The organism is Azospirillum sp. TSO22-1, assembly GCF_003116015.1.
Taxonomy (GTDB): domain Bacteria; phylum Pseudomonadota; class Alphaproteobacteria; order Azospirillales; family Azospirillaceae; genus Azospirillum.
The window spans coordinates 1-12079 of the sequence record NZ_LGQZ01000008.1 but is presented as its reverse complement, the minus strand read 5'-3'; the positions used below and the strand labels follow the sequence as shown (position 1 = coordinate 12079).

The window sequence follows — 12079 nt, the reverse complement described above, 5'->3', positions numbered from 1 at the left end:
TGCAGCAGCGCGGTGCCGGCCAGCCACGGCATGAACGAGGCGTTCTCGACCGGGTCCCAGTACCACCAGCCGCCCCAGCCCAACTCGTAGTAGGCCCACCAGGAACCAAGGCCGATGCCGACGGTCAGGAAGGTCCAGGCGGCCAGCGTCCACGGCCGCACCCAGCGCGCCCAGGCGGCGTCCACCCGCCCCTCGATCAGCGCGGCGACGGCGAAGGAGAAGGCGATGGAGAAACCGACATAGCCCAGGTACAGGAACGGCGGGTGGAAGGCGAGGCCGGGGTCCTGCAGCAGCGGGTTGAGGCCGCTGCCGTTCAGCGGCACCGGGTCCAGCCGCTCGAACGGGTTGGAGGTCAGCAGGATGAACAGCAGGAAGCCCACCGCGATCATCGCCTGCACCGCCAGGGTCCGCGCGCGCAGGCCGGCCGGCAGGTTTCGGCCGAAGGTGGCGACCGCCGCGCCGAAGCCGGCGAGGATGGTAATCCACAGCAGCAGCGAGCCCTCGTGGTTCGCCCACAGGCCGCTGACCTTGTAGAGCATCGGCTTGTCGGTGTGCGAGTTCTGGGCGACGTTCGCCACCGAGAAGTCGCTGGTCACGTAGGCGTGCATCAGCGCGCCGAACGCGGTGCCGACCAGCAGCAGCTGCGCGAACGCCGCGCTGCGGCCGAACGCCATCAGCGCGCGGTCGCCGCGCTGCGCGCCGACCAGGGGAACGATCGCCTGCGCCATCGCCACCGCGACGGCCATGATCAGCGCGTAGTGGCCGATTTCCGTGATCATCCGAGTTGGCTCCTGCCGCTCGTTTCAAAGCCCCTCTCCCTTGACGGGAGAGGGGTTGGGGAGAGGGTGGCGCCGCGAAGCGGCCAGGACGTTCGATCCCCCTCTCCCCAAACCCCTCCCCCTCAAGGGGGGGAGGGGCTTCAGAGGCCCTTGCGGAAACGGGTCAGGCCGCCGAAGCTGCCGACCCAGACCTCGCCGTTCCCGGCGAAGGCCATGGAAAACACGTTGTTGCCGAGCAGGCCGTCCTGCTCCGTGATGGTCGCGAAGGCCTTGCCGTCGTAGCGCGCGAGGCCGCGGTTGGTGCCGATCCAGATCGTGCCGTCCGGCCCCTTCTTCAGCATGAAGATGTGATTGGACGGCAGGCCGTCGGCGACGGTGAAGGTCTTGAAGTCCTTGCCGTCGAAACGCGACAGCCCCGCACCCCAGGTGCCCGCCCAGACCTGCCCGTCGTTGTCCACCGCGATGGAGATGACGTAGTTCGGGTTGTAGGCGGTGGTGACGTCGCCCAGCCCCTGCTCCTGCTTCTGCTGGGCGTGGTGGCGCGACTGGGTGCCGGGGTCGTTGTTCAGCTCGCCCTGGCCCTTCACCGTCTCGGCCTTGGCGCCCAGGCCGGTGGCGTGGGTCCAGTTCTCCCACTTGCCGTCCTGATAGCGGGCGAGCCCGCCCTCGGTCGCCATCCAGACCTCGCCGTTCTTGCCCTCAGCGAGGCCGTAGACCCAGTCGTTCGGCAGGCCGCCGCCGGTGGAGGCCACGGTGTGCAGCTCCCAGGCGTCGATGTCGTCCATCTGGCCGCCCTTGATCCGGTTGGCGCCGGACCAGGTGGCGATCCACACGTCGCCGCCCTTGGTGCGCAGCGCGCCGTAGATGAAGGCGTCACCCATGCCCTCCGGCACGTTGTAGCCGCGCCAGGCGTTGGTCTTCAGGTCCAGCACCGACAGGCCGCCGCCGTAGGTGCCCACCCACATCTCGTCGCCGTGGCGCTGCAGGTAGAAGATGCCGTTGGACAGCAGGCCGGACTTGTTGTCGTAGACGGTGTACTTGTCGTCCGGGATCGAATAGCGGATGACGCCGCCCGAGGAGCCGACCCACAGCGTGTCGCCGTCGGCCCACAGCGCCTTGACGTTGCGGTTGCCCATGCGGAAGTGGTCGAAGTCGCGCAGCGCCGGATGGTTGGCCGGAGCCGCCGCCTGCGGCGCCGAGGCCGCGGGAACCGCCGGGTGGCCGGCGGGCGGCTGCGCTCCCGGCGGGATGGGCGGCGCGGGGACGGGAGCCGGGGCGCTCGCCACCGGGGCCGGAGCCGCGACCGGGGCCGGCGCCTGCTGGCGGCCGAGTTGGTAGGCTCCCACGGCGACGACGGCCACGGCGGCGCCGGCGGCGATGAGGACGTTCCGCATGGACTGGATTCCGATCACTGCTTGCGGTGGAGGAGGTGGCTGACGCCACCCTGCACGCCGAACCACGCGGTGCCGTCCGGCGTCAGCGCGATGGCGTACACGTTGTCGTTCAGAAGGCCGTCGGCCTTGGAGTAGTTCACGAACGTCTTGCCGTCCCAGTGGCTGACGCCGTGGTTGGTGCCGAACCACATCCCGCCGTCCTTGTCCTGGGCGATCGCGTAGACGACGTTGCCGGCCAGACCATCCGCCGTGCTGAACGATTTCCAGGACTTTCCGTCGTACAGCGAGACGCCGCCACCCCAGGTGCCGAACCACACGCCGAGGCCGGTGCTGTCCACCTTGACCGAGAAGACGTAGTTCGGGTTGAAGGTCTCCTGCCCCGCCGCCTCCAGCGCCAGATCGTGGCGCGAGCGGGTGCCGAGGCCGGTGTTGGCGCTGCGCGGCAGGTTGCCGGCGTTCTCCGCGCCCAGGCCGTCCTTGTGCGTCCACGAGGTCCAGCTCTGGCCGTCGTGCATGGTCACCCCGCCCTCGGTGCCGAACCACACCCGGCCCTGCGCGTCGATGTCGATGCCGTAGACCCAGATGTTGATCAGCTCGTTGCGGTAGGTGGTGAAGGCGCCGGTCTGCGGATCGACGTAGTTGGCGCCGTCCCAGGTGCCGATCCACGCCCCGCCCTTCCGGTCGAAGGCGAACGCGTACACCCAGTAGTCGGCGAGGCCGTGCATCGGGAAGTACACCTTCCACGCGCCGTCCTTGTCGTAGGTGCTGGCGCCGCCGGCGTTGGTGCCGAACCAGACCTTGCGGTCCGGGGCGACGCCGATGGCGAAGACGTACTCGTTGGCGAGGCCGTGCTCGCGCGTGAAGGTGTTCCTGGGCACGTTGCCCTTCAGGTCCACCTCCAGCACGCCGACCGAGGTGCCGACCCACAGCGAGTTGCGGCCCAGGTCCACCGCCAGGGAGCGGACGTACGCCCGCTCGCCGACGTTGAAGCTTTCCATCACGGCAGGAGACGCCGTCCTGGTTTGGGCGGAAGCGGAGCCCATCGCCGTCAGGGCCATGGCCCCGGCGGCGAGCAGCAGGCGAAGGCGGCGCAGCGTCGTCACGATTGGCGTCTCCCGTGGTCCGGTCGCGTGGGCTCAGCGGCCCAGCGTGCGGATGTACATCAGCGCCGAGCTGATCTCGTCGTTGCTCAGCTGACCCTGCCACGCCGGCATGATGTTCAGGCCGTGGCGGATCGAGTTGAGGAGCTGGGCGTCCGGCTTCTCCAGCCGCTCGCGCTTGGCGAAGTTCGGCGTGGCGGGCACGGTGGCGGTGCCGTCGGTGCCATGGCAGGCGGCGCAGTTGGCCTCGTACACGGTCTTGCCGGCGGCCGGGTTCGCGGCCCAGGCGACCGAAAGGGGCGCGGCCGACAGCGTCAGGGCGCTCAGCAGGACGACGGCGGCGGCGAACAATGGGGTGCGCATGGCGGGGTGTCTCCGTAGCGGGGCAGTCGCAACCACTTGATCGCAATGATCGTGCCACCGGTGCGGCAACGGCCGCCCATGGGGTGGGCGGCCGTCGCGACGCTTGATTTTCCCGTTTCCGGGAAAGCCGGATCCTACTTCTTGGCTTGCTGCGTGGCGTCGCCCGGGCGCGGGGCGCGGGCCTCCGGCGTGCCGGCCGGGCGGAAGACGTCGACCTTCGGGAAGAACTGGTCCACCACGTAGACGCGGCCGTCGAACTTATCGACGGTGATGCCGGCCGGAAGCATGAACTCGCCCCCCACGCCGCTGGCGCCGCGCCCGCCGACGTCGAGCAGCAGCTTGCCGTCCTTGTCGAAGATCTGGAAGTTGCCGAACGCCGCGTCGGTCACGTAGACGTTGCCCTCGCGGTCCGAGGTGATCGCCTTGGGCCGGGCGAACTGGCCGGAGTTGCGGCCGATGTCGCCGAAGGCGCGGACGAACCGGCCGTCGGCGGCGAACTCACTGACCCGGAAGTTGCCGCCGTCCACCACGTAGATATGGTCGTTGGCGACGTTGTAGGTGACCGAGAGCGGCAGGTTGAGCTGCCCCGGCGCCGAGCCGCGGCTGCCGATGACGCCCAGCTCCTTGCCCTGGCCGTCGAACATGACGACCTGATGCTTCTCCGAGTTCACGCCGCCGGTATCGACCACGTAGACGCGCGAGCCGTCCTTGTTGACCGCCACGCCGCTGGGCCGCTGCAAGGCGCCGCTGTTGCCGATGGAGCGCAGGAACTTGCCCTCCGCGTCGAACACCACGATGCGCCGGCCGGCGTTGTCGCAGACGTAGAGCAGGCCGTTGCCGTCGGTGGTCATGTCCAGCGGCTTGGCCAGCGCGCCGACGCCGCTGTCGGCGATGGTCGCGTACTTCTTGGAGCGCAGGTCGAAGACGTGGACGCGGCGCGCCACGGTGTCGCCGACGTACAGCTTGCCGTCGTAGGCCGCGACGCCCCAGGGCTTCTGCAGGGCGTGGCCGGCGGTGGTCTCGCCGGTGGCCATGCGGCGCAGGCGCTGCTGCTGCGTCTCCTCCATCAGGTCGCCGGACCCGGTCAGGGTCTGCTCCCAGTAGAAGCGCGCGTCGTCCGGCGCCGGCCACACCAGGGTCTGCTGCGTCGTCTTCTTCTGCTCGGTCGCGCAAGCCCCCAAGGTGAGGGCCAATGCCACCGCCAGGAGGGAGCCGGCGAAACGCCGGGCTATTTGTTGTGGCAGGTTATGCATAGCTCGCTCTGCTCCACGCGTAGGAAGGGGACGACGTCGGGCTGGTGGACATCGTGGCAGGTCGCGCACTCGACCTGGTTGTCGAACAGCTTGACGCCATTACGGAAGGTCCCGTCCCGGCCGGGAGGATGGTATTCCTCGTTGCCGAACAGTCCGGGGTATTTGATGCCGACGGGGTGGTCGTCCATCAGGTTCCGCCCGATGACGACGTGATCCATCTTGTGCGCGGTGACACCGTCGTGGCACTGCGTGCAGCGGTCGAGGCCGCCGCCCTTGTCCAGCTTCATGTGCATCGGGGCGTCGTCCTTGGTGGACCAGCCGCCCGGTTTCGAGACCACCATGTCCACCGCCATGCTGCCGTCGTGGCAGGACAGGCAGACGAGGCTCTGCGGGCCGAGCTGCCCCGGCTTCACCTTGTTCGAGGCGCTCTCGTACCGCTGGTAGTCCTCCTGGTTGGAGAAGTACCGGTTCCAGTCCTTGTAGCGCTCGTCGTCGTTGAAGGCGTTGGTCGCCTTGGCGTCGGCCGGCAGGTGGCAGTAGATGCAGGGGTCGCGGTAGTTGTTGAACGCCAGCCCCGTCATGGCCTCGACCTTGGCGCGCATGTTGAGTGCGGTCAGGTCGTGCTTCGAGCCCACCAGCGTTCCGGCCAGCGCGGGCACCGCACCGAGCGCGAGCAGGGCGGCTGCGATCCGCATGAAGGTCGTCAAGGGGCCATTCCTGCGCTCGGGGTTTGCACGCATTCCCGCGAATGGACGCGGGGACGATTTGGGGCAAAAACAAGCAACCCGCGTGCCAGTGCGTGGCCCACTTCTTGCTGTAGAAACGGGACCGATCCGGGCGTACCGTGCCGCTGCGGCGCCCCTGGCACGAAGTGAGGAAGCGAGAGAATGCGGTCCCTGTCCTTGGCAATCATCGCGCTGTCCCTGTTGACGACGAGCGCGCACGCCCAGGAAGCCGACAGCCGCAAGGCCGCGTCGCAGAAGATCTCCGGCATGCAGGACTACACGGCGTACTGCCTCGGCTGCCACGGCAAGGGCGGCGCCGGGGACGGGCCGTCCGCGGCGTCTTCGACGCAGCCGATCCCCAACTTCACGACGCCGCAGGCGGTGGTGCGCTTCCCATACGACCGCATGCTCCGCGGGCTGGAGACGGCGCACGGCGAGGCGACCCGCAAGGGCTGGACGGCGCTGTCGGAGGACCGTCTGTCCTCCGTGGTTTCCTACATGCGGGAAGCCTTCATGATGCCGGCGCAGACCGAGGACGCCAGCCGCGGCCGCGCCATCTTCGCCCGCACCTGCTCGGTCTGCCACGGCGACAAGGGCAACGGCGCCACCTGGGCGAAGAACAGCCTGAACCCCTCGCCCTTCGACTTCACCTCACCCAAGGCGAAGGAGCTGTCGCGCCGCCACATGATCAACACGGTGACCTACGGCAGCCCGAAGACGGCGATGATGGGCTTCTCCACCAAGCTGTCGCGCAGCGACATCGCGGCGGTCGTGGACTACGTCCGCGGCACCTTCATCTACCCGGCCGGCGTTCCCGAAACCGGGAAGGACGACGCCCCGGTTGCCAAAGCGGAGAACCCCGCGCACGCCGCCCTGCCCTCCGGCCACGGCCCGGTCGGCGCCGCCCAACCGCCGGCGCTGCCGCCCTACAACGGCAAGCAGACCGGCTCCAAGACCGCCAAGCTGATGCACAGCGTCGGCCCGGCCGACCTGTCGCTGCCGATGCCGTTCCAGCTGGCCGGCGACCGCGCCGCCGGCAAGACCCTGTTCGAGGAGACCTGCGCCACCTGCCACGGCAAGCAGGGCGACGGCGAGGGTCCGCGCGCCTACTTCATCAACCCGCGCCCGGCCAACTTCCAGCAGCCGGAGACCAAGGCCGACCTCAACCGCCCCACCCTGTTCAAGGCGATCAGCGAGGGCGTCGTCGGCTCCGAGATGCCGGCCTGGTCCAAGGTGCTGGACCAGCAGCAGATCGCCAACGTCGCGGAGTACGTGTTCACCGCCTTCATCCAGCCCGAGGCGGCCCCCGCCGCCCCGCAATGGACGCCCGGCGCCACCCCGGCCCCGAACGCCGCCGCGCCGGTTCCGGTTCCGGCCCCGGCCCCGGACACCAACGCCGACGCAAAAAAAAAGCCGTAGCGGCGCCTGAAATCGAGAACGGGCGGAAGGTCTACAACTTCCGCTGCTACTTCTGCCACGGCTACAGCGGCGACGCGCGGACGGTGGCGGCGCAACAGCTCGACCCGCCGCCGCGCAACTTCGTCCAGTCGCCCGGCCTGACGCTGGAGAAGATCCTGTCGACGCTGGAGCACGGCAGCCCCGGCACCGGCATGAAAAGCTTCCGGAACGTCCTCTCGGCCTATGAGCGGCGCGACGTCGCCGTCTTCGTGCTGGAGGAGTTCGTCCGCCGCGGCAACCACAACACCGCCTACCACACCCCGGAGAACGGCTGGCCCGACCACGCCGCCAAGTACGGCGCCGCCTATCCGTTCGTGCAGGGCAAGGCCTCGCTCGACACGCCGCCGGCTACGCTGGACGACAAGGCCCGCGCCGGCCGTGCGCTGTTCGTCGAGGCCTGCATCACCTGCCACGAGCCGCGCAACACCGCCAACCCGACCATCGAGGCGTTCCCGCTGTCGCACATGGGCACGGTGGTGCGCGGCAAGGAGCAGGTGGACGCCATCAGCCGTGCCAGCACCTACGCCAGCCACGACGTGCCGCCGGTGATCGCCGGCCTTACCGAGCAGGAGACGAAGGGCAAGGCGATCTTCGACCAGAACTGCGCCTTCTGCCACGCCGCCGACGGCACGGCGAAGAACTGGATCGGCGCCTTCCTGCAGCCGCACCCGCGCAACTTCACCGACATCACCCAGATCGCCGAGCTGGACCGCGCCCGGCTGGAGAAGGCGGTCCGCCAGGGCCTGCCCAACACCTCGATGCCGGCGTGGGGCGCGGTGCTGTCGGACGCCGAGATCAAGGCGGTGATCTCCTATGTCGAGCGCGCCTTCCTGACCCCCACCCGCGCCGCCGCCAAGGCCGAGGCGGAGCGGCTGGACAAGGAGGGGATGCGGAAGATGCCTCGGCCGTAATCTGCGCCGCCCCTCCCGGAATCGACAAAGCCCCTCCCCGATTCCCGGAAACGGAAGCGCGGCCATAGCGCACCACCGCGCCCGAACGGCCCCGTCCCCGCTGTCCGAAAATTGGCTCAATTGTTGCTACACCCCCGGTGTGCAGGCCGCCGCGTTCCGGCGAGCCGGCGCAGGGAGAAGGCACGATGAACGCCATGAGCCCCACACCCCCGCCCCTTCCGCTCGCCGAAGAGAACCTCGCGCGCGTCCGCGACGTGCTGGAGCCGCTCGACCGCGAGCAGAAGGCGCGCCTGCACCAGCTCATCCGCGACGGCCATCTCGACAACCCGGCGCTCGGCCCCCACGTCGCCAGCCTGCTGCTGGAGATGCTGAACGGCCGCCGCACCGAGCACGCGCGGCGCCTGTGGACCGGCTGGTTCGACCCGATCCTGCTGCGCGACGACGTCTCCATCCGCGCCGAGACCCGCCTGCCCGCCAGCATGCACATCATCGACGCCGGAGCGTGGTGGTTCGCGTTGTCGCAGCACATGGGCCCGAGCATCGACCGCGTCCAGCGCGCCGTCACCAAACAGAGCCGCGAGAAGCCGCTCGACGAGATCTTCGCCGCCCCGGCCGCCCAGCGCATCGCCGAGGACCTGCGCCGGGAATCGCTGGCGATCATCGCCGCGGTGAAACCCAAGGCCGAGACCCGCGCCCGCTTCCTCGCCGAGGCCAACCTGCAGCGCAAGTCGATGCTGGCGGCGCGCGGCTGCCGCGCCACGCCGCCGCTCACCGCGGCCGACCTCGACACGCTGGAGTTCCTGCTGACCGTCGCCCCGGCGTGGCGCGACCTCGCCAGGCCGGCCCCGGCCACCGACCTCGACACGCTGACCGACTACGTCCTCACCGCCGCCGAGGAGCGCCGCCCCGGCGCCGAGGGCGCGCTGCTGCTGGTCGTCGCCCACCTGCACGCCAAGCGCCACCCGGGCACGGCGATGGAGGTGCACCACACCTTTCCGCAGACGCTGGTCCGCGACTGCATCGTCGTGCACTTCCAGCTCGCCGCCCAGGTCGCCCGCGAGTGGATCGAGGAGCACTACCTCAGCCGCGCGCCGGCCCGCACGCCGCCGAGCAGCGGCGACATCGAGGTCCTGACCGAGTGCGTGTTCGCCTGGTACGACGCCCTGCACGCGCTGGGCATCGACGAGAGCGACCGCCACCAGGCCGGCATCCGCGACGCCTTCGGCCGCTTCATCAACGCGGTCGAGCTGGAGCTGGTCCCGGCGCTCGGCCAGCGGCTGATGGCGATGACCCGCTACTCATCGCCCGATCCGCTGCTGGAGCGCATCCGCTATGTCGCCTCCTTCAAGGCGCGCCTGAAGCCGCGCGGCATCGCCACCGCCATCAAGCCGTGGCAGCCCACCATCGCCCAGCACCTGAGCGGCCTGTTCCGCGACCTCACGACCGCCGGCCAGCCGGCCGACCTGCCCCGCCTCGGCAAGCTGGCCGAGCTGATGGACCTGATCGGCCACCCGCTGGAGGTGACCGCGCTGGACGGCGCGCTGATCCGCCTCGTGGAGGAGGCCCTGGCCATGCGCCAGCGCTTCAGCGACGAGGAGTCCGGGCTGATCGACCGCCTGCTGACCACCGCCAGCGACGAGCGCCGCCGCTGCCGCTGGTGGGTGTCGCCGGAGGTCATGAACCTGCTGAAGACCGCCGACCGCACCGGCTGGTACCGCCGCGCCGGGGCCTAGCCGGAAGAGACGTGCCTTCCCCTTCTGCGCAGCCGCCGCGGCGGGGCTTCTTAGGATTTGGTTAACGTCCGTCAACCATACATTCGAACCTTAGACGGCCACCCCTTGCGTGGCTCTCGGAAAGGGAAACGCGCCATGCCCCTGCACACCGCCGCCCTCCGCCAGCCCGCGCCCCTCCAGCCGATGCCGGCCCCGGTTCCGGCCTTGCGCCAGGCCCGCCGGCCGGCGCTCCCGACGCGGGCGCCCTCGGTCGGCCCGGTGGTGGTGATCAGCGACGACGTCTTCCCGGTCGGCGCCGAGACGGTGGCGCTGGAGAAGGACGAGGCGCTGTTCTACGAGGGCGACGACGCGCGCACCGTCTACCGCGTGGTCGAGGGCATGGTGCGCATCAGCATCATGCTGGCCGACGGCCGGCGGCACATCGTCGATTTCCTGCAGCCGGGCGACATGGTCGGCTTGAGCGCCGCAGCGGAGTACGCCCACACCGCCGAGGCGGTGACCGCGACCAAGCTGGTGCGCATGCCGCGCGCGCGCCTGGAGGCGGCAATGGACCAGCGCCCGGCGCTGGCGCGCAAGCTGTTCACCCGCATGCAGGCCGACCTGGTCGCGGCGCACGAGCGCCTGCTGCTGCTCGGCCGCAAGAGCGTGCCGGAGCGCCTGGCCTCTCTGCTGCTGCTGCTGCGCGACCGCCAGCCGGCGGGCGGCGAGGCGCCGCAGCGGGTGGCACTGCCGATGGGGCGGACGGACATCGCCGACTATCTCGGCCTGACCATCGAGACGGTGTCGCGCACCTTCACCAAGCTGCGCTCCGGCGGGGTGATCCGGCTGGCCGACACCTACACGGTGGAGATCGACGAGCCCGAGCGGCTGGCGGAGATCGCCGCCGGGCGGTGAGCGGATCGAAGCCCCTCCCCCCTCGCGGGGGAGGGGTTGGGGAGAGGGGGATAGCGGCCGGAGGCCGCGGAAGTGACGCTTTCCACCCTCTCCCCAACCCCTCTCCCGTCAAGGGAGAGGGGCTTATCGACGTCACCCCGCCGCCACGCGCTCCTTGAAATACGCCACCATCGCCGCGTCCGCCGGCAGCAGTTCCTCAACGAACAGCGCGTGCGCCGTGCCGATCAGCGTCCGCGCCGCCTGCACGTCGGCGCGCTCCACCGTCGCAGCCAGGGACTCCAGCGTCCGTGCGAAGGTGCCGTGCATGGCGATGTGGGCCTCGGTCTGCGGCGTCGGGTGCTGCAGCAGGTACTCCTCCTCACGCCGGAAATGCTCGCGCGCCTCGACCACCAGGCGCTGCGCCATGGTGGCCGGATAGGCGCTGCCGGGCAGCATCGACAGCGAATCCTCCAGCAGGTCGAGCAGCGTCGCCAGCTGCTTGTGGTCGAGGTCGAAGACGCTGTGACCGGTGCGCCAGCTGTCATCCCAAGCCATGATGTCTCTTCTCCACACAAATCCGTTCTTGCCGGTGCCGCAGTCCCCGGCTCATTTCCTGGTGCGGGACTTCCAGGCGGTGACCAGCCGCGTCGCCTCGGCCGACTGCGTCGGGGTGAGCTGGGCGGCAACCTCCTTGAGCAGCGGCGCCGCCACCCGGCGCACCTCGGCGTCGTCCGCCTCGCTGGCGAGGTAGAGCCAGCGGTAGGCGCTGACGATGTTCTTCAGCTCGCCCGCGCTCTCCAGCCGGCCGAGGTTGAACTGCGCCCAGAAGTCGGCCTGATCGGCGGCGAGCTGGTACCAGATCGACGCGGCGCGCAGGTCGCGCGACACGCCCATGCCGTGCTCGTACATGGCGGCGAGGTTGTACTGCGCGATGGCGTAGCCCTGCTCGGCCGCCTTCTCGTACCACTTGGCGGCCTGGCCGTAGTCCTGCTTCACGCCGGAGCCGGTGGCGTACATGACCGCCAGGTTGTTCTGCGCCACAGCGTCGTTCTGCTCGGCGGCCCTGGTCAGCTCCGGCAGCGTCTTGGCCGGCGTGCCGTGGCCGGCCTGATGGTTGGCGTGGGCCGTGCCGGCGGCCAGAAGCCCGGCGACGGAGAGCGCAACGAGCAGCCTCATGATTCTTCTTCCTTATTCGTCGTTGCTCGCGGGAGAGGTCTCTTCGAGCTTGCGGTACAGGGTGGACAGGCCGAGGCCGAGGTTGCGCGACGCGACGCGGCGGTCGCCGCCGGCCGTCTGGATGGCGTTCAGGATCAGCTTGCGCTCGAACGCCGCCACCTGGTCCTTCAGCGAGCCGCCGGCCTCCAGCGGCGCCGAGTCCGCCATCACCGGCATGCCGGGGCTGGCGCCGGTGATGCTGGGCGGCAGGTCCCACTTGGTGATGACGTTGTCCTCGCAGAGCAGGACGGCGCGCTCCAGCACGTTCTCCAGCT

General features: G+C 70.0%; 13 protein-coding genes. 4 read left to right on the top strand and 9 right to left on the bottom strand.

Annotated features, from left to right (window positions below; translation table 11 throughout):
• From ccsA to TSO221_RS02375, 6 genes are all read right to left on the bottom strand, one after another.
• A partial coding sequence (gene ccsA, locus TSO221_RS02400; protein WP_146208677.1) for a cytochrome c biogenesis protein CcsA occupies nt 1-779 on the bottom strand: 779 nt, incomplete at its 3' end.
• A 140-nt stretch (nt 780-919) separates the two neighbouring features.
• Nucleotides 920-2173, bottom strand: a complete 1254-nt coding sequence (locus tag TSO221_RS02395; RefSeq protein WP_109116890.1) for a two-component regulator propeller domain-containing protein — start codon at nt 2171-2173, stop codon at nt 920-922.
• Nucleotides 2174-2187: 14 nt separating this feature from the next.
• Complete coding sequence (locus tag TSO221_RS02390) at nt 2188-3276, bottom strand: two-component regulator propeller domain-containing protein (RefSeq protein ID WP_199229363.1); 1089 nt, start codon at nt 3274-3276, stop codon at nt 2188-2190.
• A 33-nt stretch (nt 3277-3309) separates the two neighbouring features.
• Nucleotides 3310-3636, bottom strand: coding sequence for a c-type cytochrome (locus TSO221_RS02385; protein WP_109116889.1), 327 nt, complete (start codon nt 3634-3636; stop codon nt 3310-3312).
• A gap of 134 nt (nt 3637-3770) precedes the next feature.
• Nucleotides 3771-4829, bottom strand: a complete 1059-nt coding sequence (locus tag TSO221_RS02380; RefSeq protein ID WP_158283971.1) for a 6-bladed beta-propeller — start codon at nt 4827-4829, stop codon at nt 3771-3773.
• Nucleotides 4830-4864: 35 nt separating this feature from the next.
• Nucleotides 4865-5596: a cytochrome c3 family protein gene (locus TSO221_RS02375; protein WP_146208676.1), complete on the bottom strand. Its 732-nt coding sequence runs from the start codon at nt 5594-5596 to the stop codon at nt 4865-4867.
• Nucleotides 5597-5776: 180 nt separating this feature from the next.
• Between TSO221_RS02375 and TSO221_RS02370 the strand changes: the two genes are divergently transcribed.
• The 4 genes from TSO221_RS02370 (at nt 5777) to TSO221_RS02355 (ending at nt 10610) form a co-directional block, all read left to right on the top strand.
• Entirely contained in the window at nt 5777-7033 is a 1257-nt protein-coding gene (locus TSO221_RS02370; RefSeq protein ID WP_109116887.1) for a c-type cytochrome, read from the top strand.
• A complete protein-coding gene (locus TSO221_RS02365; protein ID WP_109116886.1) occupies nt 6934-7983 on the top strand; it encodes a cytochrome c in 1050 nt (349 codons plus the stop codon). Before TSO221_RS02370 ends, TSO221_RS02365 begins: the two co-directional genes overlap by 100 nt.
• Nucleotides 7984-8168: 185 nt before the next feature.
• Nucleotides 8169-9716, top strand: coding sequence for a hypothetical protein (locus TSO221_RS02360; protein WP_109116885.1), 1548 nt, complete (start codon nt 8169-8171; stop codon nt 9714-9716).
• Nucleotides 9717-9851: 135 nt separating this feature from the next.
• Complete coding sequence (locus TSO221_RS02355; RefSeq protein ID WP_109116884.1) at nt 9852-10610, top strand: cyclic nucleotide-binding domain-containing protein; 759 nt, start codon at nt 9852-9854, stop codon at nt 10608-10610.
• Nucleotides 10611-10742: 132 nt separating this feature from the next.
• On the opposite strand, the gene TSO221_RS02350 is transcribed toward TSO221_RS02355, so the two are convergent.
• From TSO221_RS02350 to TSO221_RS02340, 3 genes are all read right to left on the bottom strand, one after another.
• Nucleotides 10743-11144, bottom strand: coding sequence for a hemerythrin domain-containing protein (locus TSO221_RS02350; RefSeq protein WP_109116883.1), 402 nt, complete (start codon nt 11142-11144; stop codon nt 10743-10745).
• A gap of 51 nt (nt 11145-11195) precedes the next feature.
• Nucleotides 11196-11765, bottom strand: coding sequence for a tetratricopeptide repeat protein (locus tag TSO221_RS02345; protein WP_109116882.1), 570 nt, complete (start codon nt 11763-11765; stop codon nt 11196-11198).
• A gap of 12 nt (nt 11766-11777) precedes the next feature.
• The coding region (locus tag TSO221_RS02340; RefSeq protein WP_282187699.1) for a helix-turn-helix domain-containing protein at nt 11778-12079 on the bottom strand (302 nt) is incomplete at its 5' end.